Here is a 26703-nt window from a genome sequence, read left to right on the forward strand (position 1 = left end):
TGTGGTGGGGAGTGGCCGCGGCCCTGCTGGCGAACACCCTGTACAGCCTGGGCTTCGTGCTGGAGAAACGGGCGCTCACCGCCCTGCCCGAGGTGACGATCCGGCAGCCGGGCCGGCTGCTGCGCCTCGTCGTCGGCAGCCCTCTGTGGATCGGCGGCTCCCTCGCCCTGGCCGCCGGTTTCGCCGCGCAACTCGTCGTCTACCGCACCCTGCCGATCGCCGCCGCGCAGGGCATCTTCGTCTCCGGCCTGGTGCTGCTCGTGCTGCTGTCGGCGCGGCTGCTCGGAGAGGAGACGTCCGGGCGGGAGCGGTACGCGCTGGGCGCGATCCTGCTGGCGCTGCTGATGGTGGTGCTGTCGTTGCGGGAGGGAGCGGACACCGTCAGCCAGGACGCGCCCTACCCGCTGGTCCTGCTGGTGTGCGTGCCGTCGCTGGCGGCCGGGGTGTGGCTGTACGGCTCCGCCGAGCGGCGCACCCGCAACCGGCACCGGCGCCCGACGACCGGCGTCGAGTACGGCGTGGCGGTGGGCCTGCTGTACGGGGTCAGCTCGCTGGCCATCAAGGGCGTCTCCAGCCGTCTGACCACCGACGGCATCGGCGGTGCCCTCCTGGACCTGCTGAGCTCCCCGTACCCCTATCTCCTGGCGTTCACCGGTGTGTTCGGCCTGGTGATGTCGCAGGCGGCGCTGCAACGCTGCCGGGCCTCGCTGATCGTGCCGGTGTGCACGACCGTGACGAGTCTGTTCACGGCGGTGCTCGGCACGCTGTCGTTCGGCGAGGCCCTGCCCGACGAGCCGCTGCGGCTCGCGCTGCGGGTGGCGGGCACGGCCCTGGCGGTGGCCGTGCTGCTGACCATGCCGAAGCACGACACCTCTCCCCGACCCTCCCCACCCGCCAAGGAGCTGACCTCACCGTGAAGCCCGACGACCCGCTGCTGAAGATCCTGGCCTGCCCGATCGACAAGGGCCCGCTGCATCTGCTGGCCGAGGAGGCCGGGCGGGAGGAGTCGCTGTACAACCCGCGCCTGCACCGCCGTTACCCGATCACCGACGGCATCCCGCAGCTGCTGCCGTCCTCGGGCGAGCAGGTGCCGGACGACGAGCACGAGGAACTCCTGAAGAGGATGGCCCGGTGACCAGCCTGGCGGCCCGCGTCGCCCCCTTGCTGCCCACCCGCCTGGTGGCCGCGACGGCCCGGGCGCTCTACCCCCGGTTCGAACCGGAGCTGGCCCGGCTCGCCGAGCTGTGTCCGCCGGGCTGTGGCACGGCGGTGGACGTCGGCGGCTGGTACGGCCCTTGGACGCACCGCCTGTCCGGCCTCGCCGGGCAGGTCGTGACGGTGGAGCCGGTGCCCCATCTGGCGCGGCTGCTGGCCGCCGCCGCCCTGCCGAACGTCCGGGTGGTCCGGGCGGCGGCCTCGGACCGGCCGGGCATCGCCCGGCTGTGGCTGCCGTCCGACGACTCGGGCGACCGGGGCGTGTCCTCGCTGGTCCGCCGTGACATCCACGGCCGCGCGCTGGACGTGCACTGCGTCACGCTGGACGAGCTGGGCCTGCGCGATGTCGGCTTCATCAAGATCGACGTGGACGGCAACGAGTCCGCGGTGCTGCGCGGAGCGACGGGACTGCTGGCCCGTGACCGGCCGGCCCTGTTCGTGGAACTGGAGTCCCGCATCCAGCCGATCGCGCCGGTGGTGACCTATCTGTCCCTGCTCGGCTACGACGGCTGGGTCCTGCCCGGCGACACCTGGGTGCCGCTGGCGAGGTTCCCGCTGGAGGACCACCAGGCGGACGCGTCCTACGTCGTCTCCCACGGTCTGCTCCGCCGCGTCCTGCCCTCCCCGCTCCGGCGGGGCCCGCGCTACGTCAACTCCGTGCTGTTCCTGCCCGACGGCCGCCGTCCCGGCAGGGCCCCGGTGGGCGACGATGGGTCCCATGCCCTCCGCGAAGCACCCCGCTAGCCCCTTCACCCCGCTCGACTTCCAGCTGGTGCTGCTGCGCCGCATGGCCGACCACAACCCCGGGCTGGTGGAGGACGCCCGCCATGAGCTGGGGGTGTCCATCGCCGACATGCGCGAGGCGAACAGGCGCTGGCAGGCGATGGTCCGCTCCCCGCGCTCCCGCGCGCCCCTCTCCCGCTACCGTCAAGTACTGGGCGACCCCGAGTCCCGCACGCCCCGCCGGATCGGCGATCTCGACTGCGAGGCCTGGCTGTGGCCGGTGCCCCTCTGGCCGTCCTTGCGCTTCGAGGTGCTGACCGCCCCGAACCGCGCGGTGTGGAACGAGTGGCTGGTCCGCGCCCCCGGCGCCCCGGGCTCGGAGCTGCGCACGCTCGACGATCTCACCCCCTGGTCCTGCACCGTCGACGAGGCGGCCCGGGCCTTCGCCCCGGCCCGCCCCCTGGAGGGCACGGCCCCGACCCGGTGGGGTCTGGCGTTCACCGCGCCGGACGCGCAGGGGGTGCGGCGGGAGGCCGTCGCGGAGTTCACCTGGGGGCTGTTGCAGCGGGTGTCGGTCACCGGCCGTCAGGGCTGACTGGTCCTCGCCGGTACGCACCACCACGCGAGGACCGCCGCGCCCAGATAGGCGAGGGCCCCGATGCCCATGCTGGTCCTGATCCCGGTGCCGTAGTTCGCGGCCGAGGCGAGGAGGCTGCCGCCGAGGGCGACGCCGGTGGCGCTGCCGACCTGGCGGGTGGTGTTGAACAGGGCGGAGGCGGCGCCCGAGTAGGCCGGGGGTGCGGCGCCCATGACGGTGGCGGTCGAGCCGGTGAGGGCGAAGGAGGTGCCGAAGCCCGCGGCCATCATCGGGGCGACCAGGAGCGCGTAGGCCGGATCGGCGCCCGCCGCGGCCCAGCCGGCCAGGCCCAGGGCGGCCAGGAGCATGCCCGAGACCACCAGCGGCCGGTCGCCGGTACGGCGGGACAGCCGGCCGGACAGGACCGAGGCGAACATGGTCATCGCCACCGCGGGGAACAGGGCCAGACCGGTGCCGAGGGCGCTGTAGCCGCGCTGGTGCTGGAACTCCAGGCTGGCGGTGAACACCATGCCGTAGAAGCCGAAGTTGAACAGCAGGCCGATCACGGCTCCGCCGCTCATGGCGCGTGAGTGCAGCAGGCTCAGCGGGAGGGCGGGGGACCGGGCCAGCCGCTCGCGCAGGGCGAAGGCAGCGGCGGACAGTACGGCCAGGCCCAGAGCGGCGAGCACGGCCGGGTCGGACCAGCCGCGCCGCCCGGCCTCGTTGAGCCCCGCGGTCAGCAGGGCCACCGCCGCGACGACGGCGACCTGCGCGGGCCAGTCCAGGGCCCGGTCGGCGCGCCGGGGCGAGCGGGCCACGTGCCGCAGGGTGAGCGCCAGGCAGGCGGCGCCGACGGGCAGGTTGATGAGGAACACCCAGCGCCAGCCCACCGTGGAGACGAGCAGCCCGCCCAGCAGCGGCCCGGCGGAGGCCGCGATGCCCGCCATCGAACCCCACAGCCCGAAGGCCCGCGAGCGGACGTCCGGCTCCGGGTACGCCTGCTGGAGCAGGGCCAGCGAACCGGGCACGATCAGCGCCGCGCCGAGCCCCTCCACCAGCCGGGCCACCACGAGGAAGGGCGTGCCGGGCGCGAGCGCGCAGGCCGCCGAGGACGCGGTGAACACCGCCACGCCCCAGCAGAAAACCCGCCGGTTGCCCAGCCGGTCCCCCAGTGCCCCGCCCGTCAGCAGGAACCCGGCGAAGACCAGGGTGTAGCCGTCGGTGATCCACTGGATGCCGGTGAGCGAGGCCGACAGCTCCCGCCCGACCACCGGCACGGCGACGTTGATGACCGTCACGTCCAGGATCACCATGAAGTACCCGGCGCACACCGCCAGCAGCGGTGCCCAGGACCGTCGCGCGGGCTGCGGGGCCGGCTCGGGAGAGGGCATGGCCCTACCAGTACACCAAAAGCCCCACCGAGGGCGGTATGCCCCACCCGTGGTGGTCAGCCGGCGGCGGCCAGCACCGCCCGCACGACCCGCGGCACCGAGTCCGGGTGCAGATGGAGGAACAGGTTCGGCTCGATCAGCTCCAGCTCCATCACACACGGCTCGCCGTCCGGCCCGGTGACGAGGTCCACACGTGCGTACAGCAGCTCCGCGTCGACGGGGACGGCGGCCAGTGCCCGCTCGGCGACGGCCAGTTCGGCGGGGGTCGGCTCCCAGCGGCGCAGGTCGGGGTGGGCGACCTTGTCCGCGTCGTACGGCGTGCCCGGCGCGAGGACGGCGCCCTTGACACTGGCGTGCAGCAGACGTCCGCCGAAGAACTGCAGGGCCCGCTCGCCGTGCGTGTCGATGCTGCTCAGGTAGGGCTGCACCATGACGGTGAACCCCTCGGCGTGCATGCGCCCGGCCTGCCGTACGGCGGCGTCCCGCTCCCCGGCCGGGTGCCGGGCGGCGTACCGGGCGCCGGCCCCGGAGGCGGGCTTCACGACGAACTCCCGGTCGGCGGGCAGCTCTACGGGATCGCCGGGAGCGAAGTACCGGGTGGGCACAGTGGGCACTCCGGCCTCCGCGAGCTGCCCGAGGTAGCGCTTGTCGGCGCTCCACCGCACGACCCCGACCGGGTTGGCGAGCCGGGTCGCCTTCCCGCACCGCTCGGCCCACGCCGTGAACTCCTCGGCGCGCCAGCTGTAGTCCCAGGTGGAGCGGATCAGGGCGAGATCGAAGGCGGCCCAGTCAGCGGCGGGGTCGTCCCAGGGGACGGCGACGGCATCGGCCCCGGCCTCCCGCAGCGCCGCCACCAGCACCGGCAGGTCCCGGTCCTTGTGCTCCTCGCCGCGGGGGTCGTAGGTGACGACGGCGATGCGCGGGGTGCCGGTCACGGCGACTCCATCCTCGTACGGGCGATCGATTCGATGTCCGTCGCAGGCTAACAATCCCGTCCGGAACCGCGACACCCCGTTTGACCTTCACCTTTGGTGAAGCCCCAGCATCGGTGGCGGAACGGACGAGCGCGAGGACCGCGTCCGGGAACTCCTCGTCACGCCCGCGTCCCCGGACGAGACCGTCCAGGCCCTGGTCGCGGCGGCGAACGCGGCGGGCGGGCCGGACAACGTCAGCTGTGTGGTCGCGGACGTGGTGGAGAACTGACCGGACGGCCCGGGACCGGACCGCCCCCGGGGCCCTAGCCCTCCTCCCCCGGCTCCCAGTCCAGCAGCCGCACCTTCGCCACCGTGCGGACGTGACGCCGCATGGCCGCGGCGGCCTGCCGGGGCTGCCCGGCGGCGATCGCGTCGAGGATCGCCCGGTGCTGGGAGAGGGAGCGGGACGGGCGGCCGGGCTGGCGCAGCGACTCGGTGCGGCTCTCGGCGATCTGCTCGGCGATGGAGCGCATGAACTCGGCGAGCAGACTGCTGTGGGCCGCCGCCGTCACGGCCGCGTGGAACAGCCGGTCGCCCTCGGCGCCGTGGCCGCCCGCCTCGATCTCCTCGGTCATCACGCCGAGCGCCGAGCGCAGCTCCGCCAGGTCGTCCTCCGTGCGCCGCTCGGCGGCCAGCTCCGCGAGCTTCGTCTCCAGCGCCTCCCGCGCCTCCAGGACGTCGGGCAGGCGCCGGCGGCGTTCGACCATCCGCTCGACCGGTTCGGTGTCGAGGCTGTCCCGCACGAGGTAGGTGCCCCCGCCGTGCCGGGCCTCCACCAGGCCCTGGACCTCCAGCACCACGATCGCCTGCTTCACCGAGGCCCGGCTGACCCCGAGCCGCTGGGCGAGATCCCGCTCCGGCGGCAACCGGTCACCGGCCCGCAGACCGCCCTCGGCGACGTACTGACGCAGCCGCTCCAGCACCTGTTCGTAGAGGCGCTGTTTCGTCATGGGGCGCAAGGCGTCGGTCACGGGCTCCCCCTCTCGCCGGGAGCGTAACACCGGCCCTGCACAGTGGCGGAGTGGCTGAGCCAATTCTCACGCACCCCCTTGACGGGCGCCCGGCCCGCACCCACGCTGTTCGACCAACGCACCTCAAGTGGCTCAGCCACTCGGCCACTGGAGGTGCGCCCAGCCGCTCCGGGGCCCAACGACGGGAGCCCGTATGTCCCCCGAACTCATCTCGATCCTCGTCCTCGTCGTGGTGTTCGTCATCGCCACCACCCGTTCCGTCAACATGGGCGCGCTGGCCTTCGCCGCCGCGTTCGCCGTCGGGGGGCTGGTCGCGGACCTCGACGCCGACGGCATCTTCGCCGGCTTCCCCGGTGACCTGTTCGTCGTCCTGGTGGGCGTCACGTACCTCTTCGCGATCGCCCGCGCCAACGGCACCACCGACTGGCTGGTGCACGCCGCGGTCCGGCTCGTGCGGGGGCGGGTGGCGCTCATCCCCTGGGTGATGTTCGCCCTGACCGGCGCGCTCACGGCCATCGGCGCGGTCAGCCCGGCCGCCGTGGCGATCGTCGCCCCGATCGCCCTGAGCTTCGCCGCGCGCTACGGGATCAGCCCGCTGCTGATGGGCGCGATGGTCGTCCACGGCGCCCAGGCCGGCGGCTTCTCCCCGATCAGCATCTACGGCTCGATCGTCAACGGCATCGTGGAACGCGAGAAGCTCCCGGGCAACGAGGTCGTCCTGTTCCTGGCGTCACTCGCGGCGAACCTGGTGATCGCGGCGGTGGTGTTCGTGGTGTGCGGCGGGCTGAAGCTGTGGGCGCAGGGGGCGGTGGCCGATGGCGGGAGCCCCGGCGGCGGCCCCACCCGGGCAGCGGGCCGCCCCGCACCGGCAGCAGGCAGCTCCACCCCCAGCGCGGGCGGTTCGGCCCCGGCCACGGACAGCCCCGCCCCCACCGCGGGCAGTCGTGCTGCTGGGGCGGCACAGGTGGGGGCGGCTGCACCCGGCACCGCCCGGCTGCGGACCCACCCCGCCACGGCCACCCCCACCCCGAGCCCGGCAGAAACCCGCCTCACCCCCGCCCGCACAGCCACCCTCACCTCCCTCCTGGCCCTGGTCGTCGCCGTCCTGGTCTTCGACCTGGACGCGGGCCTCACCGCCATCACCCTCGCCGTCGTCCTCAGCACCGCCTGGCCGGAGGACAGCCGCAAGGCGACCGGCCAGATCGCCTGGCCCACCGTCCTTCTCATCTGCGGCGTCCTCACCTACGTCGGCGTCCTCGACGAGATGGGCACCATCACCTGGGCCGGCGAGGGCGTCGGCGGCATCGGCGTCCCGCTCCTCGCGGCCGTCCTGCTCTGCTACATCGGCGCCCTGGTCTCCGCGTTCGCCTCCTCCGTGGGGATCATGGGCGCCCTGATCCCGCTGGCCGTGCCGTTCCTGGAGCGGGGCGAGATCGGCGCGATCGGCATGATCGCCGCGCTCGCCGTGTCGGCGACCGTCGTGGACGTGAGTCCGTTCTCCACGAACGGCGCGCTCGTCCTCGCCGCCGCCCCGGACGTGGACCGAGAGCGTTTCTTCCGGCAGCTGATGGTGTACGGAGGGATTGTGGTGGCGGTCGTACCGGCGGCGGCCTGGCTGGTGATGGTCGTCCCCGGCTGGGGGTGACCCGGCCGGGCCGACCCGCAGCCCTCGGACAACAGCAGGCAACAGTCAAGGAGATGTGACGCGTGCCCCCTCTCTTCCCGGCCCTGACCGACAGCCCGGCCGACATCGCGGCCGACCGTCCGGCCCTCCGGTTCGGCGAGCGCTCCCTCACCTACGCGCAGCTCGCCGCCGCGGCCGGAGCGCTGACGGGCCGCATCGGCGGAGCCACGCGGGTCGCCGTCTGGGCGACGCCCACGATGGAGACGGCCGTAGCCGTGGTCGCCGCGCTCCTGGCCGGAGTCCCGGCCGTGCCGCTCAACCCCAAGTCCGGCGAGAAGGAACTCGGGCACATCCTGTCCGACAGCGCCCCCGAACTCGTGCTCACCGCTCCCGACGACCTGCTCCCCGCGCCCCTGCGGGACCTCACCCGCGTGGACGTCGACGTGCACGCCACCGGCCCGGCCCCCGAGGACAGCGCCGGGGACGAGGATCCGGCCCTGATCGTGTACACCTCCGGCACGACCGGCCCGCCCAAGGGCGCCGTCCTGCCGCGCCGGGCCGTCGCGAGCACCCTGGACGCCCTGGCCGACGCCTGGCAGTGGACGGGGGACGACGTGCTCGTCCACGGACTGCCGCTGTTCCACGTGCACGGCCTGGTCCTGGGCACGCTCGGCCCGCTGCGGCGCGGCGGGGCGGTGCGCCACCTGGGCCGCTTCACCACCCAGGGCGTGGCCCGCGAGCTGAACACCGGCGCGACCATGCTGTTCGGCGTGCCGACGATGTACCACCGCATCGCGGAGGCGGTGACGAGCGACCCGGACCTGGTGAAGGCGCTGACCGGGGCGCGGCTGCTGGTCTCCGGCTCCGCCGCGCTGCCCGTGCACGACCACGGCCGGATCGCGACCGCGACCGGGCGGCGGGTGATCGAGCGGTACGGCATGACGGAGACGCTGATGAACACCGCCGTCCGCGCCGACGGCGAGGCCCGCCCGGGCACGGTCGGCGTGCCCCTGCCGGGTGTCGAGCTGCGGCTGGTCGAGGAGGACGATTCGGAGGTCACCGCGTACGACGGGGAGACGGTGGGCGAGATCCAGGTGCGGGGGCCGAACCTGTTCACCGAGTACCTCAACCGCCCCGACGCCACCGCCGCCGCCTTCACCGCCGACGGCTTCTTCCGCACCGGCGACGTGGCGGTGCGCGACCCCGACGGCTACGTCCGGATCGTCGGCCGCCAGGCCACCGACCTGATCAAGAGCGGTGGTTACAAGATCGGGGCCGGTGAGATCGAGAACGCGCTCCTGGAACACCCGGGGGTGCGGGAGGCGGCCGTCACCGGGGAGCCGGACGCCGACCTGGGCGAGCGGGTCGTGGCGTGGATCGTGCCCGCGGATCCCCAGTCGCCGCCCGGGCTGGAGGAGTTGGCGGACCATGTGGCGCAGCGGCTCGCGCCGCACAAGCGGCCGCGGGTGGTGCACCACCTCGACGCACTGCCCCGCAACGACATGGGGAAGATCATGAAGCGGGCGCTGGCCCATGACTGAGCTCCGCTCCGCCCGCGAGGTGGTCAGCGCCGTCGCCGACGACGCCACCTTCGCCGAACTCCCCGCCCCGGCACGGCAGTCACGGCCCGACGGCCCGCTCGCCTGGCCGGGCTACGACGCCTCGCGCGCCCGTGCCGCCGAGCGCACCGGCGAGCAGGAGTCCGTGGTCTGCGGCACCGCCCGCGTCGGCGGCGTCCGGGCCGTGCTGATCGCCTTCGAGTTCGGCTTCCTCGGCGGCTCCCTGGGCGAGCGCACCGGCGACCGGCTGGAGGCGGCGTACGCGCACGCCCGTGACCGCCGCTGCCCGGTGGTGCCGCTGGTGGCGACGGGCGGCAGCCGCATGCAGGAGGGCATGCTCGCGCTGACCCAGCTCCAGCGGGTGGCCCGCCAGTCGGCGCTCACCCGGGAGGCCGGTCTCGCGCAGGTCGCGGTCCTTCGCGACCCGACGACCGGAGGCGGCTGGGCCACCCTGGGCGCGGGCGCGGACGTGACGCTCGCGCTGCCCGGCGCCCAGGTGGGCTTCGCCGGCTCCCGGGTGCGCCCGGCGGACGCGGACCCGGCGGCGTACACGGCGCAGGCGCAGGTCGCGGCGGGCGCGGCGGACGCGGTCGTAGGGCCACAGGAGCTGCGCGAGACGCTCGGGCGATGGCTGCGGCTGCTGATGTGCCCGTCCGGCACGCCCGCCCCGCCACCGGAGGCGCTCGGCGGGTCCGCGGTCCTGCCCGTCACCGGCTGGGACGCCGTCCGCCGGGCCCGTTCCCCGCAACGGCCGCGTGCTGCGGCCTACTTGGACGCCTACTTCACCGACCGGGTCGCGATCAGCGGCGACCGCTGCGGCGGCACCGACCCGGACGGCATGCTGTGCGGCTTCGGCACGCACGAGGGCCGCACGGTCGCGTACGCCGCGCAGACCGGGACCGCGACCCGCCCCGCCGGATACCGCACCGCCGCCCGGCTGATCCGCCTCGCCGACCGGCTCGGCATCCCGGTGCTGACCCTCGTGGACACCCCGGGCGCGGCGAACGACGCGGAGGCGGAGCGGCAGGGCGCGGGCGCGGCGATCGCCGACCTGTTCGGGGTGGTCGCGAGCGCCCGTACCCCCGTGACGACGCTGGTGATCGGCGAGGGGGGATCGGGCGGCGCCCTCGCCCTGGCCGCCCCCGGCAACACCTGGGCCACACCCGACAGCTACTTCTCGGTGATCGCGCCGGAACTCGCGGCGGCCATCCTCAAACGGCCCCCGCGCGAGGTCGAGTCGACGGCGGACCAGCTCCGCATCCGGCCGCAGGACCTGGTGGAGCTGGGGGTGATCCGGGGGACCGTCGGTGGGTGAGTTCGGTGAATGCCCTCCGCGTCATCGAGTACCTTCCGTCACAATGGTGCCGCCCAGCGCAATCGGACGACGGGGGTGTCGTGGACGGGTTGGTCGAGTTCAAGACCGGTGACGGGGCCGTGGTCGCGGTCGAGGCGGTGGAGGAGCGGTCCGGCTCCCGGCTGGTCTCCCGCGGTGACGGCACGGTCCAGGCGGCCCGCACCTTCGAGGGCGCCCTGGACGGTGTGCGGGCGGCGGCCGAGTCCGCGCTGCGCGTCTTCCGGGACGGCTCGCTCAGGCCCGACGGCGTGGAGATCGAGTTCGGGGTGAAACTGGCCGCCGAGACGGGCGCGTTCATCGCCAAGGGCACCGCCGAGGGCCATCTGGTGGTCAGGCTGACCTGGTCCCCGTCCACGACGGAGACCGTCTCGGCGCCGCACGTCCCGTCCACCCCGGATGCCACCACACCGGGTGCCGCAGCATCGGATGCCGCGTCCGCCCCGGGGGCCGGCGCCGCCTCATGAGCAGCGCCGTGGACAGCGCAGCGGCGAGTGCCCTGAACAGCGCCGAGTGGCACGCCCGGATCGAGTTACGGGGCCGGGTGGCCGGAGCGGGCTTCCTGGTCACCCCGAGCACGGTACTGACGTGTGCTCATGTCGTGGGCGACGGCGAGGGCCTGGCGGTGACCTTCACCGAGCGGCCCGGCACCCCGGCCGTGTCCGCCCGGGTCGTCGCGCACGGCGGCTGGGCCGGAGGTGTCACCGACCCCGGAGACCTGGCGGTGCTGGAGCTGGACCGGGAGATGCCGATGGCCCCGGCCGCGCTGGCCCCGGTCGACGCGGCGCACGGCCCGACGGCCCGCAAGCTCGTCGTCTACGGGTTCCCGCGCGGCTTCGACGAGGGAACCCTCACCGAATGCCGTGTCACGGCACCGCAGTTGATCAGACGGGAGTGGCTCCAGCTGGAGGCGTGGCACCAGGGCGGCCAGCCCCTGGCCCCCGGCTTCAGCGGGGCCGCCGTCACCCTGGCCGGCACCGGCGAGGTCGTCGGCATGGTCACGGCGGACGCCGGCCGCACAGAGGTGCGCACCGGCCGGATGATGCCCACCCAGGTCATGGCCCGCTACTGGCCGGGCCTGCGGAGCCTGGTCCCGACGTCCGAGCACGCCACCGCCGACCGTGCCCGGCTGCGGGCCCTGGTCGAGAGGGCGGCCCGTGCGGGCGTCGACTGCGACCCGGTGCGGCTGTACACGGCGGCGGCCGATCCGTTCGACCCTCCGCCGCCCGAGGAGGGGTTCGACTCGCTGTGGTCGGCGGCCCTGTTCGTGCTGTGCGAACTCGACGGCCCGGGCGCCACGCGGACCGTCGCCCGGTTCACCGACCGGCTCCAGGACCTGCTGCGCGCCCCGGCCACCGAACCGTCGGCTCCGAACTGGTCGCCGATCCTCGTCGAGCTCGGGCACAGCGGAGCGGGCGACGGTCTGGTCCGGGTCGAGGTGTCCGCGTACAGCGAGGGGCGGCGCCACCCGGTCGACTCCGGCACGGTCGAGCAGCACCGGCTGCCCGCGTACGTGCAGGAGGGGATCGAGACGGCCTTCCGGTATCTGACGCCCGGCGCCGACGAGTTGGTGGCGTTCGCGCTCCCCCGGGACTGGCTGGACTGGCCGGTCGACCGCTGGGAGAGCGCCCCGGACGACGACACGCCGCTCGGCTGCGTCTACCCGCTGGTCGTCACCGACCACGCCCGTCGCAAGGCCAGCACCCGGCACGTGCTGACCCGGGCGTGGAAGCGCCTGGACTCCTGGCCGGGAGCACGGATGCACCGGGTGGAGTGCGGCGGTCCGGAGGAGCCCGGGCGGCTGCGGTTGCGGCTGCGGCAGCGCGACGCGTGTCTCGCCGGGTTCGGCACCGCCCCGGCCGCCGCCCGCACCCGGGCCCACTTCGACACCTCGCTCGCCGCGCCCGCCCCGGTGATCGTGTGGTCACGCGGCGGCTGCGGCTCCGGGCAGGAGGAGTGCGCCGGAGCGGACGGCTGCACCGGCAAGGCGTTCCTCGACGCGCTCGACGCCCACGTCATGGCCGTGCCGCCCGCCGAACTCCCGCTCCACGTCCTCGCCCTGCGCGAGGAGGCGCTCGCCGAGCAGGGCCACTGGGCCCACGGCATCCAGCTGCTCTGGGACGACCCGCGGGTCTTCGCCGACCCGCACGCCGTCGCCGCCGCGCACGCGAGGTCGCCGGTGGCCTGACCCGCCCGCACGCGACGCGCCCCGAGAACCACCCGCATACGACGCGCCCCGAGAAACACCCGCACGAAAACGGAGAGCGGAGACCACTCCCCATGCCGCACTGGTCCGTCTACACCGGCCGCGACGAGCCGCACGACGGCATCGACGACCTGCCCGCCCCGCCGCCCTGGCGTGCCTTCGACGGCGGGCCGGCGCTGCCGCCGCCGCACGACGGCGACGACGCGACGGCCGTCTCCCCCGACCGTGTGCACCGTGCGAAGTCGTACGTCGCCGGCGAGGAGAGCGTCCGGCTCGTCAACGCCGCGCTCTGCCTGCGCCGCCCCCTGCTCGTGACCGGCCCGCCCGGCACCGGCAAGTCGTCCCTCGCCTACGCGGTGGCACGCGAGCTGCGGCTCGGCCCGGTGCTGCGCTGGAACATCACCAGCCGCAGCTCGCTGGCGGACGGCCTCTACCAGTACGACCCGCTGTCCCGGCTGTACGCGGCCCGGGAGGCGCGGGAGGACCGGGGCGGGGTCGAGGAGCACCTGCGGCTCGGCCCGCTCGGCACGGCCCTGCTCCCCTACGACCGGCCCCGCGCGCTGCTCGTCGACGAGATCGACAAGAGCGACCTCGACCTGCCGAACGACCTGCTGAACGTCCTGGAGGAGGGCCAGTACGAGATCCCCGAACTGGTGCGTGCCGCCCGGCACTCCGGCGACGGCGCGGCCGAGGTCCTGGCCGACGGCACGGACACGCCGGTCGCCGTCCGCCGCGGCCGGGTCCGCTGCCGGGCCTTTCCGTTCGTCGTGCTGACCAGCAACGGGGAGCGCGAGTTCCCGCCCGCCTTCCTGCGCCGCTGCGTCCGGCTGAAGCTGCGCCGCCCCGGCCGGGACCAGCTCACCCATATCGTCCGGGCCCATCTGGACACGCCGGGCGGGGAGGCGGACCGTCTGATCACCCGCTTCCTGGAACGGGCCTCCGGCGGCGAACTGGCCACCGACCAGCTGCTGAACGCCCTCTACCTCACGGGGGTGGCGGGCCTGGACGCCGAGTCCCGCGACGACCTCGCCGAGCAGCTGATGCCGTACCTCAGCGCGGCGGCCGACGGCGATGGCTTCTGACGCCGGACCCGGGCCGTCCCCGGTCGCCCGGCTGGCGGCGGCGCTGTCCGCGGCGGGCACCGCGCCGACACCCCGGGAGCTCGCGGAACTCGTATGGCTGGCACACCAGTTGGAGCCACCTGCCGGGGAGTCCGAGACCGGCCGTCCGGTCCCCGCCGAGGCTCCTGTCAGCGAGGGCGCGCCCCGCTCCGGGACCGGCCGGCCGGTCGCTCCGGGGCCGCCCGCCGCCGGTGACGAGGCGACCGGCCCCGCCGAGCAGGCCCCCGCCGCCCCTGTGCCCGCAGCCGTGCCCGCCGACCGGGTCACCTCCGGTCGCGTCCCCCTCCGGCTGCCGGCCCCCCGCTCACCGGACCACCCCCACGACCGCCCCGGCGGCGGGTCACCTCTCCTCGCGCCCGCGCCCCCGATGCTGCCCCGTCCCCTCGCACTGCAACGCGCCCTGCGCCCGCTGCAGCGCAAGGTGCCCTCCCCGCACTCACGTCTGCTGGACGAGCGGGCGACGGCCGACCGGATCGCGCGGCTCGGCGCCCACCCGGACATGTGGTTGCCCGTACTGCGCCCGGCCCCCGACCGCTGGCTGCGCCTGAACCTCGTGCACGACACCGGCCCCACCATGCCGGTCTGGCGGCCCCTGGTGAGCGAACTGCACACGGCGCTCGCCCAGTCGGGCGTCTTCCGCACGGTCACCCTGCACCCCGCCACGCCCGACGGCCGGGCCCGCCAGGTCCCCGTCCTCGACGACGGCCGCACGGCCACCCTCGTCGTCAGCGACTGCACGGGCCCGCAGTGGCGGCCGGGCGAGGCGGGCGAGCGCTGGTACCGCACCCTGCGGCGCTGGGCCCGCCGCATGCCGCTCGCCGTGGTCCAGCCGCTCCCCGAACGCCTGTGGGCCACCACGGCGTTGCCCGCCGAGCCGGGTCTGCTGACGGCCCCCACCATCGCGGCCCCCACGGCGACCCTCGCGTTCACCCCGTACGACGCCTCACCGCCCCCGTACGACGCATCGCCACCCCCGGCCCCGGCCTTCCCGCTACCGGTCCTGGAACCGGGCGCCCCCTGGCTCGCCCACTGGGCCGCCCTGCTCGCCGGCCCGGACGGCGCCCGGACACCCGGCGCGGCGGCCTGGCTGCCGCCCGCTCCGGCGCCCCCCACCGACCCCACCCCCGACATCACCACCGTCTCCCCCGAGGACCTGGTCCTGCGCTTTCGCGCGACCGCGTCCCCGGAGGCCTTCCGCCTCGCCGGGCATCTCGCGCTGGCGGTCCCCTCGGTGCCCGTGATGCGCCTCGTCCAGCGCACTCTGGAGCGCGACCCGCGCCCCCAGCACCTGGCCGAGGTCATCCTCAGCGGCATGCTCACCTCCGTCCCCGGGCCGCCCGGCTCCTACGCGTTCCGGTCCGGCGTACGGGAGTTGCTGCTGCGCTCCCTGCCGCGCACGGCCCGCGGCCGGACCCGGGAGTTCCTCGAAAGGGTCGGCGGGCTGATCGACGAGCGGGCGGGGCTCGCGGCCGGGGAGTTCCGGGCCGAGACCGCCGGCGGGAAGGGCGACGCGGGTCCGGCGTTCGCGACGGTCAGCGAGGAGACCGTGCGACGGCTGGGCGGGACGGACCCGCAGGCGGGTACGGGGACCGCCGCCCCCAGGATCCTCTTCGAGTCCGACGACCTCACCGGCCGCCCCGAGGCCCGCATCACCCTCGAACACGCGGTGCACGAGATGCTCTCCCGCGGCGCGCTCGCCCCCCACCAGTTCGACGTGCGCGTGCGCGGCGGCGGCTACGACGTCCGCACCGAACCCGGTACCTACCTCCTGCCCGTCCTGGCCGCCGTCCTGCGCGGTCTGCCCGAGGTCCTCTCCGGGCTGGTGGATCCGCCGCCGCTGACCGTCACGTTCTGGGACCGGCCCGGTCCGCCGCCCGAGCCGCCGCGTGTGCCCGCCGGCATCCAGGTGATCGTCTCCCCGGACCTCTACGAGCAGTTCGCGGCCAGCTCGGCCGCCCAGGGCCCCCAGCGCTTCCGGCCCCTCTTCGAGGACGGTGCCACGGACCCCCCGCCCATCGCCTGGTACTGCCCGCTGTCCCCCGCCCGGGCCCCGCAGCCGGAGGCCCGCGACCTGGTGCAGGGCCCCTTCATCACGCGCGACCTGCGCCGGCTCGGCATACCGGTCCCGGGCCGCAGGGCCGTCGTCCACACCCGGCCCGACGGCCCGCTGACCCTCCTCAGCCCGGTGACGGCGCCCGGCGACGGCGAGCCGCGGCTCGTGACCTACTACGAGGTCGACCTCACCACGCACCAGGCCCACCACCGGGTCTCCCTGCCGAGTTCCGGCAAGGGCGCCTTCGCCGCCGCGGTCGAGCTGTCCTGGCACGTGGACGACCCGGTCGCCTTCGTACGGGCCGAGGTCGGCCGGGTGTCCGAGACGCTGCTCGGCCACCTGCTGGAGGAGGCCGGGCGCATCACCCGCAGGCATCCGCTGCGCCGGGCGGGCGCCGCCCAGCGCGCGGTCAACGCCGGACTGCGCCGCCGGCCGGTGCCCGGGCTGTCGGTGACGGCGTCGGTGCAGCTGGGCCCGGAGGGCGCGGCCCTGCCCGGACCACAGGGGGCCGCTTCCGGGCGGCTCCCGCTGCCCCGGCTCCTCGGGGAGGCGGAGACGGTCCTGGTCGGCTTCGACGGCCCGATGGCCCGCCTGTTCTCGGCGAGCACCGCGCGCGAGGCCGTGCTCGGCCTGCTCGCCCTCGTCGACGAGCACCGCGATCCGCGGCACGCCCTGCCGGGCCCGGTGCGCGAGACGTTCGCCCATCCGCTGGACGTGCTCCGGGCCTTCGCACAGGACCCGCTCGGCCCGCTGCTGCGCGAGCGCCTGGACGAGATCGAACTCAGGGCGGTGCCGCACGCCCCGGCGACGCACAACTCCGCGCCCCTGGTCCGCGCCCTGCACGCTTCCGGCCGCCGCGTCAGCATCGTCACTGACGTCTGCGCCGAGGCCGTACCGCGCTATCTGCGGCCGTACGGCGCCCTGCCCCTGGCCGGCGTCCACGGGCGCGCCGAGGACCTCGCTCTGCTCACCCCGCACCCCGACTGCATGCTGCGGGCCCTCGACGCATGTGCCGGGTCGGCCGCGACGGGTCTGGTGATCGGCTCCACGGTCGCCGAGCTGGCCGCCGCCCAGCGGGCCGGGTTGCGCTTCGTCGGTCTCGCCCGCAACGGCACCACCGAACGGCGGCTGCGCGAGGCCGGCTGCGAGTCCACGGTGCCCTCCCTCGCGCCCCTGCTGGAGGCCGCGGTCTCCCTGTGACCGACACGCGGAACCCCCCGTTCGGCGGCGCCCCGCCCGGCCCCCCAGGAAAGGCGGCCCGGTCCCCTCCCGCGCACGATGCGAAGGAGAGGCCCGCCGTCCCGGCGGACCCACGAATGCGAGGCCCGCCACCTGGCGGCCCCCCACGGTCTGTGCTCTCGGGAGGACCTGCCAATGACCGCCAGTCTGGAGCAGTTGCGCCGCTGCCACTTCGCCGTCGACCTGGGGGCGGCCCGCACACGCGTCTACGTCAAGGGCGCCGGTCTCGTCGTCGACCAGCCGTCCGCCGCGGCCGTGAACACCCGCACCGGCGCGCTGATCGCGGTCGGCGAGCTCGCGGAGAAGATGACGGGCCGCACGCCGCACTACATCCGGGTGGTCCGGCCGGTCTCCGGCGGCACGGTCGTGGACATCGAGATGGCGCAGCGCATGCTGCGGCACCTGCTCGGCGACAAGATGCGCCGCGGCCTGCGCCGCAAGCCCATCCTGCGCGCCGCGGCCTGCACCCCGCACGACGCCGACCCGCTGGCCCAGCGCGCCGCGATCGAGACACTCGTCGGGCTGGGTGCGCGCCGGGTGGAGCTGGTCGACACGCTCATCGCCGCGGCCGTCGGCTGCGGCCTGCCCGTGGAGCAGCCCGAGGCGACCATGATCATGGTGTGCGGGGCGGCGGCGACGCAGGTGGCGGTGCTGTCCCTCGGCTCGATCGTGACCGCCGAGCGGATCCCGGTGGGCGGCGAGGCCGTCGACCACGCGATCGTGCAGCACCTGCGTCACGAGCACGAGCTGATGCTGCCGAGCCAGTCGGTGAGGCCGTTGCAGCTGGCCCTGTCCGGCAACGGCCTCACCGCGCAGGGCCCGGCCTCCACGGAGATCCACGGCCGGGACGTCGCCACGGGCCTGGCCCGTTCCGTCCAGGTCGACACCGCGGCCGTCCGGGAGGCCATCCAGACGCCGCTCACCGCGATCCTCGACGGCATCGGCAAGGTGCTGCGCGACTGTCCGCCCGACCTGGTCGCCGACCTCGCCGACCGGGGGATCATGATGGTCGGCGGCAGCGCCCTGCTGCCGGGCCTGGACCAGATGCTGCGGCAGGCCACGGGCATGCCGGTGCACATCGCCGAACGCCCGGACGTGTGCGCCGTGCAGGGACTCGGCGCCATGCTGGAGGGCAGGATCGCACCGCTCGCGCTGGACCCGCTGGGCACCTGAACGCGGACCGCCGAGGCCGAGCGGCCGCGCGCCGGCCGCCGACGCCGAGCGCCCGAACTCCGCCGCCGACGCCGCGCGCCGGCCGTCTGCACCGAGCGCCCGAACCCCGCCACCGGCGCCGCGCGCCGACCGCCGACGCCGAGCGCCCGAACTCCGCCACCGGCGCCGCGCGCCGGCCGTCTGCACCGAGCGCCCGAACCCTGCCACCGACGCCGCGCGCCGACCTCCGGCGCCTAGTGGCCGCGCCCCGGCCGCCGACGCCGAGCCGACGCCGAGTGGCCGAGCGCCGGCCGCCGACGCCAGGTGCCTGAACGCCGGCCATCGACGTCGAGTGCCTGAGCGCCGACGCCCGAGGGCCCCGAGCACCGGGGCCGGGTCAGCGGGCGAACCAGCAGCGGACGGTCGTCCCGCTGTCGCTCCGGTGCACCCGCACCAGGTCGGCGATCAGGTTGACCAGCAGGATCCCGCGCCCGCCGCGCTGGTCACGGGGCACGGGCCGGCGTCCGGCCAGGACGTCCGTGAGGTGCCCGTCGTCGTGGACCTCGCACACCACGTACCCGTCCTCGGACCACACCCGCAGCACGCCCGTACCGCCGCCGTGCACCACGCTGTTGGTGGTGAGCTCGGCGGTCGCGAGGGCCAGGTCGTCGAGCTTCACCCCGACGAGGCCGAGCCGCGCGCCCTCCCCGACGGCCACGTGCCGGGCGTGCGGGAGGGAGTCGGAGTCGAAGGCGAACATCAGCGCCTCCGGCACGGGCGGCAGGGCCTCGTTGTAGCGGACGACCACGTCCTCCGGGGCGAACGCCGCGCTGTCCTGCTCGGCCCGGGAGCCGGGGTGGATGACGGTGGGGTGGGTGGCGTACGCGTCGGTGACCATGTGCTCGGGCAGCCGCGCCACGTCGTAGGGGCACATGATCGTCGCGGCCCGGCCCCGGAAGGCGGCGTTGATGAGCGCCTCGTGCTGGGCGCAGGCCGGGTACTCGATGTCGGAACGGCCCGCCCAGACGGGCTCGCCGATGATCCGCACCCGGCGGCCGGCGGGCTGGGCGTCGGCGAAGGCGCGCAGCACGCCCGGGATGATGCGCCCGGGGTTGCGTCCGGCCTCGCGCATGTCCAGCAGCCGCACGGCTTCGGCGGCGTCCCCCAGCGCGTCCCTGATCAGGGCGAGGTTCTTGCCGGGCACGGCGACGGCGACCGGCTCGCCGGCATCCAGGCCGTCACGCACGAAGGGCAGGGTGCCGTCGAGGTACTCCTGCTCGTCCCGGTAGAAGAGCGCCGGGTGGGCGAAGGGGTCCGGGGGCCCGAAGGGGCCGGTCACAGCGGTGGTCATGACGTCGACACCTCGATCCCCGTCTGTCCGGGCCACAGCAGGTCCAGGGTCCGCCGCAGGGCCGCCGGCGGCCGGCGCACCACGAACCGCCGCCCGTCCCGCAGCTGCCCGGCGGCGGCCGCGAGGGCACCGGCGCCCGCGACGTCGACGAACGTCACGTCGGACAGCTCCAGGTAGTACACGTCCTCACCTTCGCGAACAGCCTCTTCCAGCACGCCTTCCCAGATCGAACGCGTCGTCAGGCCGACCTCCCCCGCCGCCCGGACGCCCTGCCGCCCGGCCAGCGGGAACACCGCCAGGCCCGGCGCGGGGCCGGCCGCCGAGAGCTGATGCCGAGTCTTCAAGGCCCTCTCCCCACGTTTCCGGACCACAGCGCTCGTACCCGTACGGCAGAAGCTCATTCCCCGAAACGGTGTGTAGTAAGCCGTACGGCGGGCAGGCGCAGCTCACACGGACGTCCACGGGGGCGAGAGACGTCGTGCAGTCCGGCGAGACGAACACGACCGACGAGGACCGACAAGGCGGTGACATGACCTCAGCGGCATCACCACATCTCACGGGAGGGCTGGACACCCTGGTCATCCGCGGCCGCGTGGACGCGCAGCGAGCCGAGCTCACCCCCCGGGGCGAACTCGTCCACGGCTGCGCGGACATCCTGGCGCGAACCCTGGCCGGCCTGCCGGCCACCATCACGCGGGTGGACCTGGACATGGGGGGCGTGCACTTCATGGACACGGCGGGCCTGCAGTTCCTGGACGTGCTGGCCGACCACGGCCGGCGGCGGGCCCTGACGGTGACGGCGACGAACTGGAACGGCCAGCCGCGCCGGATCCTGGAGCTGGCGGGCCTGGACACGACCGACCCGCTGACCGGCCTGGACACCACCGCCCCCGCCTCCACCGCGCCACCGGCCCTGCGTACCGTCTCCGCGGTCGCCCTGGAGCGCGCGGAGTGCCTGCACGTCCTCCAGGAGGAGGTCGAGCAGCTGCGCCAGGCGATCGCCTCCCGCCCCGTCATCGACCAGGCGCGGGGCATCCTCATGGCCACGCACGGCTGCGCGTCCGACGAGGCGTGGCACATCCTGCGGGAGACGTCCCAGCTGTCGAACACGAAGCTGCGGGACGTCGCGGCGGCGGTGACGGCGAGCGCGGAGGCGGACGGCCCGGCGCCGCCGGACGAGCTGCGTACCGCGCTGCAGCGGGCCGTGGCACGGCGCCGCAGGGGCTGAGGCGGTCCGCGCGGGTCCCGGGGGCGGTGTTCCCCGGACCAGCGGGGTACACGAGGAGCGGCCACACTCCGGGCGAGGACGAGGCGTCCGAGGGGCACCACGACGGAGAAGTCCCCATGACGGCCCAGTCCCGGTAACGGAGACGGTACGGAGAAGTCCCCATGACGGCCCAGTCCCGGTAACGGAGACGGGACGGAGACGGCACATACGACAGGCCCGGCGGGGAACCCGTACCTCCCCTACCAGTCAAGGGAGTTGCTCGTGATCGTCGCCGTCGTCATCGCCGGGTGCGTACTGCTCGCCGTGCTCGCCTTCCTCGTCCCCCGCCTCTCGCGCCATCCCGAGCGCGGCACCCAGCGTTCGCTCGGCGCGGGCGCCCGGGCCGGCGGCAAGGCACCCGGTGTACTGGGCCGGCTCTTCGCCAAGCCCTTCCACACCAGCTCCCGCGCGGTGAGCCGCAGCGGCTCGGCCGGCCGCCGCACCCGCGGGCGCATGCCCTTCTGACCCGCGCGGCCGCGCCGCCCGGCATGCTGGTGCGGTACGCAGGGCAGGCAGAAGGAGACCTTTCTCGATGGGCACCGCAGTGCACGTCCCGCAGACGCGGGACATGATCGGGGAGGAACTCTCCGGGGACGAGGCGTTCACCGCCCTGCGGCGCTACGGAGGCCGCCGGCTGCTCGTCGACGCGTTCAGCCGCTTCCGCTACGCGGACGGCTTCAGCAACTCCCGCTCTCTCGCCTTCCAGGTGGTCCTGGGCATGGTGCCGTTCACCATCGCCCTGGTCGGCGTGGCGACCACCGTGCACACGGAGAGCGTGGGGCGGATCATCGAACTCACCCTCGGCCGGATCGTGCCCGGCGCCAGCACGAGACTGGTCGAGGACGCCCTGCACGGCACCGAGCGCAGTGCCGGTTCCGGTGCCTGGGGCGCCGTCGCCATGTGGCTGGGCCTGGCCTTCGCCTTGCTCAACCTGGCCTCGGCGATGGCCCAGGTCGAGCGCGGCGCCAACCGCATCTACGGCATCGAGCGCGACCGGCCCTTCGTGGCCAAGTACGGCCGGTCCCTGCTCCTGGCCCTGGCCGCGGGCATGCCGATGGTGCTGGGGTTCCTCGTGCTGGTGGCCGGTGACGCCGTCGGCAGCGCGGTGGTGCAGACCCTCGGCTGGTCCTCCGCCTGGCTCGACCGGTGGGACGCTCTCTACGTGCCGCTGGGCGTGCTGCTCGCGTGGGTCGCCTCCTCGGTGATCTTCCGCTGGGCGCCCCGCCGGGACCAACCGGGCTACACCTGGCTCGCGTTCGGCTCCGCGGTCCATCTGGTGCTGTGGATCACGGCCACCTGGCTGCTGGCGCTCTACGTCGCGAAGAGCGGCTCCTTCGGCGCCGTCTACGGGCCGCTGACGGCCTTCGTCGCCCTGCTGCTGTGGGCCAACCTGACCGGTGTGGTGCTGTTCCTCGGCATCGCGTTCGCCGCCCAACTGGAGGCGGCCCGGGCCGGCATCACCGAGGCCGTGCGGCCGGATCCGGGACCGGGGCCTTGAGGGACGTCCCGGACGCGCACCCCGGCCCCTGTGATCCACCCGCTGAACCAGGACGTATCGTCCTCGGTGTGAGCGATGTGCCCCCCGCGACCACAGCACCGGCGAGACGAGAGGCGGTCCCCGCATCGCCGGAACCGGCCGAACTCCCGGAGCGCGCCGCGACCCCGGAGCAGGCCACGACCCGGGAGCGAGGTGCGACCCCGGAGCCGGCCGCGTCCCCGGAGCAAGCCACGACCCCGGAGCGAGGTGCGACCCCGGAGCCGGCCGCGTCCCCGGAGCGAGCCGGACTCCCGGTGACCGGCGACGACCCGGCGCTGCGGGCGGCCTACCGGCTGTGCCGGCGCCGTACGAAGGAACAGGACCCGGCGGAGTACGCGCTGATCCAGCTGGTGCCCGCGGCCCTGCGCCCGGCCCTGCACGCCCTGTGGGCGGCCGCCAGCGCCCTCGACGACCTCGGCGACGACCGCACCGCGCCCGCCGCCGAGCGGGCCGCCCGGGTTGAGGCCTGGATCACCGCCCTGCACCGCGAACTGCCCACCGGCTCCAGCCCGGACCCGGTCCGGCACGCCCTGGTGGACACCGCGAACCGCTGGCGCCTCGACCTGTCCGAGCTGCGGGACGCCATGGTCCAGGTCCGGGACGACACCCGCGGCAGGCACTTCGCCGACTGGGCGCAGTGGCGTGCCTGGGGCCGGGACAACCTGCTGCCCTGGTTCGGTCTGGTCCGCACGGTCTTCGACCGGGCCGGCGTCCCCGTGGCGCTGCGTCTGGACACCCGGGAGGCCTACGAGGAGTTCCTCGACGGCGTCCGGCTCACCGACATCCTCACCGACCTGTCCGCCGATCTGGCCCAGGGCGACCTGCTCCTGCCCGCCGAGGCCCTCGATCAGCACCCCGGGTCCGCCGCCGACCTGGCGCAGCGCCGCTGGAGCCCCGCCGTCGCCGCCCTGGTCACGCACCTCACCGGCCTGGCCCGCCAGTGGGTGAGCCAGGAGGCCCTCACCCGGGGCATGCACCCCGGCCCCGCCACCGTCCTGGACACGATGGCCGCCCTGCTGCGCGCCCAGCTCGACGCCGTCGACTCGGCCGGCCCGGACCTCCTGCGCTCCCCGCCCCGGCCCGCGCTGCGCACCCGGGCCCGCGTCCTCGTCCCGGCCCGGGCCCGCTCGGCGCTGGCCTGGAGCCTGACCCCGCTGACGGTGCCGCCGCCGCAACGCCCCGCCGCCCACCGGCCACCGGCGCCCGCCGGGCCGGCACCCACCGGCACCTTCCGGCCGCCGCCGCCCCACCCCGGCGGCGAGCGGCCCCCCGAGGTCCCGCCCGGCCTGCTGCCCGCCCACGTCGCCGTGATCATGGACGGCAACGGCCGCTGGGCCCAGCAGCGCGGTCTGCCCCGGCACGCGGGCCACGGAGCCGGTGCCTCGACCGTTCGCGAGGTGGTCCACGGCGCCCTGGAGATCGGCCTGCGCCATCTGACGCTCTACACGTTCTCCACCGAGAACTGGCAGCGCGACCCGGAGGAGGTCGACGCGATCCTCGGCCTGCTGCGCGACGAGCTGGCCGAGAACCCCTTCCGCGACCTCGACGTCCGGCTGCGCTGGCACGGCCGCGCCGGCCGCCTGCCCCCCGACCTGGTCGACCTGCTCCACCTGCGGGAGCGCACCACCCGCGGCCGCACGGGTCTGACGCTGACCATGTGCATCGACTACGGCGGCCGGGACGAGCTCACCCGCACGGCCGCCGCCCTGGCCCAGCGCGCCCGGGCCGGCCGTCTGGAGCCCGGCCTGATCGCCGAGGACGACTTCGCAGGGCACCTGCCGCAGCCGGACATGCCCGACGTCGACCTGCTCTGGCGCACCGGAGGGGAGCAGCGCGTCTCCAACTTCCTGCCCTGGCACACGGCCTACGCCGAGCTGCACTTCACCCCCGGCCTGTGGCCCGACGCCGACCGCCGCGACCTCTGGGAGGCGATCACCGCCTACACCGGGCGCCGGCGCCACCGCGGCGCGACCCCGGCCCCCGCCCCGGCAGGTGAGCTCGCCCCCGCCGACGCAGGGTGAACGAAGAGAGGGGCCGCCCTGGAGCGGCCCCTCGTCCGCAGGCACCCGTCCTGTCAGCTGCGCGCGTGCGGTCAGCGTGCGCCCGTCCCGTCAGCGCGTGCTCGTCGGCAAGAGCCCATCACCGTACGCTCGTCGCGCGCGCTTCCGGCCGCGCCCTCGTGGCCGCGCCCTCGTGGCCGCGCCCTCGTGGCCGCGCCCTCGTGGCCGTGGGCTCGTGCCGTGGTCTTGTCACCGCAGATGCTCGGCGAAGAACTCGGCCGCCGCGCCGGCCACCCGGTCGAAGGCCGGGCCTGGCTTGTACACGTCGAAGTGGCCGGCCCGCACGGTCAGCAGCCGCTTCGGCTCCCGGGCCCGCGCGTAGGCGCCGAGTTGCAGGTCCGGCGGGCACACCAGGTCGGTCTCACCCACGATCATCAGCATGGGCGTGGGGCTGACCCGTTCGATGAGCAGACCGGGCTCGTAGCCGGACACCAGCTCCATCGACCGCAGCGTCACCTCGTTGCGGTAGGTGGGAAGGCTGCCTTCCGCCTGGACGAACTCCCAGGAGTCGGGCGTCGGCAGCGCTGCCTGCGCGGTGGGGTCCGGGCCGGCCACCGGGATCATCGCCGGCTCCTCGCCGGCCATGCGCGCCGAACGGTCGGCGCGCTGGAAAGCGGCAGCCGCAGCGAGGGCCGGAGCGGGGACCAGGCGCTGACCGCAGTCCCGGCCACTGATCATCGGCATCTGGCTCACGATGCAGCGCACCCGCCGGTCCTGCCCGGCGAGGACGATCACATGGCCTCCCGAGAGGCTCGAGCCCCAGGCACCGATGCGCTCGGGATCGGTCTGCGGCAGCGTCTCGGCGAACGTCACGGCGTCGCTGTAGTCCCGCATCTGCAACAGCGGGTCGATCTCCTGCCGTGGAGTGCCGGCGCTGGTTCCGAAGTTCCGGTGGTCGTACACCAGCACCGCGAGCCCGGCCTCCACGAAGCGCTCCGCGGTGGCGGGTGTGTGCCCGCCCTCTTTGACACCCGAGAAGCCCGTGGCCATCACGATCGTCGGGAACGGCCCGGGCCCCTCCGGCACGTGGTGCCAGCCGTTGAGCCGGGTGCCGTCACTGGTCCGAAATTCGATGTCGGTTCGCATACTCGGATACTCGCCTCGGCCCCTCGCCCCGGCTGGTCCCTGCGCGCAACCGAACCTGCCGATCCGCGCAATCCGGCCGCCCCACGGCGCGGGCGGCGTGGTTCACTCGTCGCATGAGCACTTCGGCGGTGCGGACGACCCGCCTCGGCTGGCGTGACGGGTACGAGCAGGACGAGGCCCTGCTGTCCGCCACGCACCTGCCGTGGACCGTCGAGTCGCGGGCTGCGGCATCGCCCGGCCATAGCGGCGACCGGGTCCGGGTCCGCTCCTGCGGACTGGGCCGGGCTCGGCTGGTCGACTGCACGGTGGCCCCCCTCACCGCACACCGGGGCCGCCGCGAGATCGCCCGGACGCGGGGCGAATGGATCGGCGTTCTCATCCAGCTGGACGGCCGGAGCCTGCTCACCCACGGCGACGTGGCCGTCGAGTCGCGGGCCGGCAGCGTCACCGTGTGGGAGAGCACCGTGCCGGGGCGGTTCACCGTCACCGAGACGGAACGCAAGCGCACGCTCCTGTTCCCCCGCGACGTCGCCTCGGGGCTGTGCCCGTCGCTCGATTTCCGGTCCGTGATCCAGCTGCCCCAGGACCAGCCCGCCGTGCGGTTGTTCCGTACCGTCGCCGACGATGTCGCGAACTGCGCGGCAGACCTCGACGAGGGTGCTCGCCAGGCCGCGTCCCGGGTACTGGCGGAGCTGCTCGCGGCCTGTCTGCGGCCGTACCGGCCGGCCGGCCGGGCCGCGCTGCAGGCGGGCCTGTTCGCCAACGCCTGCGCACACATCGACCGGCACATCGGCGACTTCGGCCTGCGCCCCGCCACGGTCGCCGCCGAACTGCGCGTACCGTTGCGCACGCTCCAGGACGTCTTCGCGCAACGGGGCGAGACCATGGGCGGCTATATCAAGTCCCTGCGGCTGACCCGGTGTCACGCCGAGCTGGAGCGCGGTGACGACCGGACCGTCACGGAGATCGCGTTCGCGTTCGGGTTCACCAGCGCCGGGCACTTCAGCCGTGCCTTCCGCGAGCGCTACGGGGTCACGCCCCGCGAGGTACGCGCCGCGGCCGCGGCCGGGCAGGCCGCCCTCCCGCGACCGTGATTCGGTGAGGTAGCTCTCACCCACGAGACCCGGATGGCGCACGTCGGCGGGCCCGCCGGTAGCTGCCGGCTTCCTGCTCAGAGGCATCGGACCGGGCCAACTCGCCCACCTGGTGCGCACCCTGGCCCGCGGGTGGCACGGTGCGGATGCGA

General features: G+C 75.0%; 23 protein-coding genes. 17 read left to right on the forward strand and 6 right to left on the reverse strand.

From position 1 onward, the window contains the following. Window positions 1–11 precede the first annotated feature (11 nt). From ACFCXS_RS10300 to ACFCXS_RS10315, 4 genes are read left to right on the forward strand one after another with little or no spacing between them, the layout of a single operon-like run. The gene (locus ACFCXS_RS10300; RefSeq protein WP_376643027.1) at window positions 12–917 is read left to right on the forward strand and encodes a hypothetical protein; all 906 of its coding nucleotides are present in this window, start codon (window positions 12–14) and stop codon (window positions 915–917) included. Continuing rightward, window positions 914–1135, forward strand: coding sequence for a Trm112 family protein (locus ACFCXS_RS10305; RefSeq protein WP_376642793.1), 222 nt, complete (start codon window positions 914–916; stop codon window positions 1133–1135). The genes ACFCXS_RS10300 and ACFCXS_RS10305 overlap by 4 nt, the downstream gene beginning before the upstream one ends. After that, a complete protein-coding gene (locus ACFCXS_RS10310) occupies window positions 1132–1959 on the forward strand; it encodes an FkbM family methyltransferase (protein WP_376642795.1) in 828 nt (275 codons plus the stop codon). Before ACFCXS_RS10305 ends, ACFCXS_RS10310 begins: the two co-directional genes overlap by 4 nt. Next, entirely contained in the window at window positions 1925–2533 is a 609-nt protein-coding gene (locus ACFCXS_RS10315; RefSeq protein WP_376642797.1) for a hypothetical protein, read from the forward strand. Before ACFCXS_RS10310 ends, ACFCXS_RS10315 begins: the two co-directional genes overlap by 35 nt. On the opposite strand, the gene ACFCXS_RS10320 is transcribed toward ACFCXS_RS10315, so the two are convergent. From ACFCXS_RS10320 to ACFCXS_RS10330, 3 genes are all read right to left on the reverse strand, one after another. Further along, on the reverse strand, window positions 2524–3906 hold the full coding sequence (locus ACFCXS_RS10320) for an MFS transporter (protein ID WP_376642799.1): 1383 nt from the start codon (window positions 3904–3906) through the stop codon (window positions 2524–2526). The two genes, ACFCXS_RS10315 and ACFCXS_RS10320, sit on opposite strands and share 10 nt — an antisense overlap. A gap of 56 nt (window positions 3907–3962) precedes the next feature. Next, complete coding sequence (locus tag ACFCXS_RS10325; protein WP_376642801.1) at window positions 3963–4841, reverse strand: RimK family alpha-L-glutamate ligase; 879 nt, start codon at window positions 4839–4841, stop codon at window positions 3963–3965. A gap of 302 nt (window positions 4842–5143) precedes the next feature. Continuing rightward, a complete protein-coding gene (locus ACFCXS_RS10330) occupies window positions 5144–5851 on the reverse strand; it encodes a FadR/GntR family transcriptional regulator (RefSeq protein ID WP_376642804.1) in 708 nt (235 codons plus the stop codon). A 193-nt stretch (window positions 5852–6044) separates the two neighbouring features. Here ACFCXS_RS10330 and ACFCXS_RS10335 point away from each other — a divergent pair, with 193 nt between their 5' ends. From ACFCXS_RS10335 to ACFCXS_RS10370, 8 genes are all read left to right on the forward strand, one after another. Then, entirely contained in the window at window positions 6045–7496 is a 1452-nt protein-coding gene (locus tag ACFCXS_RS10335; protein WP_376642806.1) for an SLC13 family permease, read from the forward strand. 62 nt (window positions 7497–7558) lie between these two features. After that, window positions 7559–9016: an acyl-CoA synthetase gene (locus tag ACFCXS_RS10340; protein WP_376642809.1), complete on the forward strand. Its 1458-nt coding sequence runs from the start codon at window positions 7559–7561 to the stop codon at window positions 9014–9016. Next, on the forward strand, window positions 9009–10349 hold the full coding sequence (locus ACFCXS_RS10345; RefSeq protein WP_376642810.1) for a carboxyl transferase domain-containing protein: 1341 nt from the start codon (window positions 9009–9011) through the stop codon (window positions 10347–10349). Before ACFCXS_RS10340 ends, ACFCXS_RS10345 begins: the two co-directional genes overlap by 8 nt. An 80-nt stretch (window positions 10350–10429) precedes the next feature. Continuing rightward, the gene (locus tag ACFCXS_RS10350; RefSeq protein ID WP_376642812.1) at window positions 10430–10852 is read left to right on the forward strand and encodes a CU044_2847 family protein; all 423 of its coding nucleotides are present in this window, start codon (window positions 10430–10432) and stop codon (window positions 10850–10852) included. Continuing rightward, window positions 10849–12573, forward strand: a complete 1725-nt coding sequence (locus tag ACFCXS_RS10355; RefSeq protein WP_376642814.1) for a trypsin-like peptidase domain-containing protein — start codon at window positions 10849–10851, stop codon at window positions 12571–12573. The genes ACFCXS_RS10350 and ACFCXS_RS10355 overlap by 4 nt, the downstream gene beginning before the upstream one ends. 92 nt (window positions 12574–12665) lie before the next feature. Next, window positions 12666–13673, forward strand: a complete 1008-nt coding sequence (locus ACFCXS_RS10360; protein ID WP_376642816.1) for an AAA family ATPase — start codon at window positions 12666–12668, stop codon at window positions 13671–13673. Beyond that, entirely contained in the window at window positions 13663–16965 is a 3303-nt protein-coding gene (locus tag ACFCXS_RS10365; protein WP_376642818.1) for an SAV_2336 N-terminal domain-related protein, read from the forward strand. The genes ACFCXS_RS10360 and ACFCXS_RS10365 overlap by 11 nt, the downstream gene beginning before the upstream one ends. 174 nt (window positions 16966–17139) lie before the next feature. After that, window positions 17140–18177, forward strand: coding sequence for a rod shape-determining protein (locus tag ACFCXS_RS10370; protein WP_376642820.1), 1038 nt, complete (start codon window positions 17140–17142; stop codon window positions 18175–18177). Window positions 18178–18553: 376 nt separating this feature from the next. On the opposite strand, the gene ACFCXS_RS10375 is transcribed toward ACFCXS_RS10370, so the two are convergent. Beyond that, window positions 18554–19507: an anti-sigma factor RsbA family regulatory protein gene (locus ACFCXS_RS10375; protein WP_376642822.1), complete on the reverse strand. Its 954-nt coding sequence runs from the start codon at window positions 19505–19507 to the stop codon at window positions 18554–18556. Continuing rightward, window positions 19504–19851, reverse strand: a complete 348-nt coding sequence (locus ACFCXS_RS10380) for an STAS domain-containing protein (protein WP_376642824.1) — start codon at window positions 19849–19851, stop codon at window positions 19504–19506. Before ACFCXS_RS10380 ends, ACFCXS_RS10375 begins: the two co-directional genes overlap by 4 nt. 185 nt (window positions 19852–20036) lie before the next feature. On the opposite strand from ACFCXS_RS10380, the gene ACFCXS_RS10385 reads away from it, so the two are divergent. The 4 genes from ACFCXS_RS10385 to uppS all read left to right on the forward strand — a co-directional run bounded on the left by ACFCXS_RS10385 (window position 20037) and on the right by uppS (window position 24332). Next, window positions 20037–20735 (forward strand): ANTAR domain-containing response regulator, encoded by a 699-nt coding sequence (locus ACFCXS_RS10385; protein WP_376642826.1) that lies wholly within the window; start codon window positions 20037–20039, stop codon window positions 20733–20735. A gap of 261 nt (window positions 20736–20996) precedes the next feature. Then, window positions 20997–21239, forward strand: a complete 243-nt coding sequence (locus ACFCXS_RS10390) for a DUF6411 family protein (RefSeq protein WP_053672211.1) — start codon at window positions 20997–20999, stop codon at window positions 21237–21239. A gap of 67 nt (window positions 21240–21306) precedes the next feature. Further along, window positions 21307–22272: a YihY/virulence factor BrkB family protein gene (locus tag ACFCXS_RS10395; RefSeq protein WP_376642829.1), complete on the forward strand. Its 966-nt coding sequence runs from the start codon at window positions 21307–21309 to the stop codon at window positions 22270–22272. A gap of 68 nt (window positions 22273–22340) precedes the next feature. Beyond that, entirely contained in the window at window positions 22341–24332 is a 1992-nt protein-coding gene (gene uppS, locus ACFCXS_RS10400) for a polyprenyl diphosphate synthase (protein ID WP_376642831.1), read from the forward strand. Window positions 24333–24560: 228 nt separating this feature from the next. Here uppS and ACFCXS_RS10405 read toward each other — a convergent pair whose 3' ends face one another. Next, window positions 24561–25457, reverse strand: coding sequence for an alpha/beta hydrolase (locus tag ACFCXS_RS10405; RefSeq protein WP_376642832.1), 897 nt, complete (start codon window positions 25455–25457; stop codon window positions 24561–24563). Window positions 25458–25570: 113 nt separating this feature from the next. Here ACFCXS_RS10405 and ACFCXS_RS10410 point away from each other — a divergent pair, with 113 nt between their 5' ends. Then, window positions 25571–26551 (forward strand): helix-turn-helix domain-containing protein, encoded by a 981-nt coding sequence (locus tag ACFCXS_RS10410; RefSeq protein WP_376642834.1) that lies wholly within the window; start codon window positions 25571–25573, stop codon window positions 26549–26551. The last annotated feature ends 152 nt before the right edge of the window (window positions 26552–26703 follow it).

This window comes from Streptomyces sp. NPDC056373, from assembly GCF_042262425.1.
GTDB lineage: Bacteria > Actinomycetota > Actinomycetes > Streptomycetales > Streptomycetaceae > Streptomyces.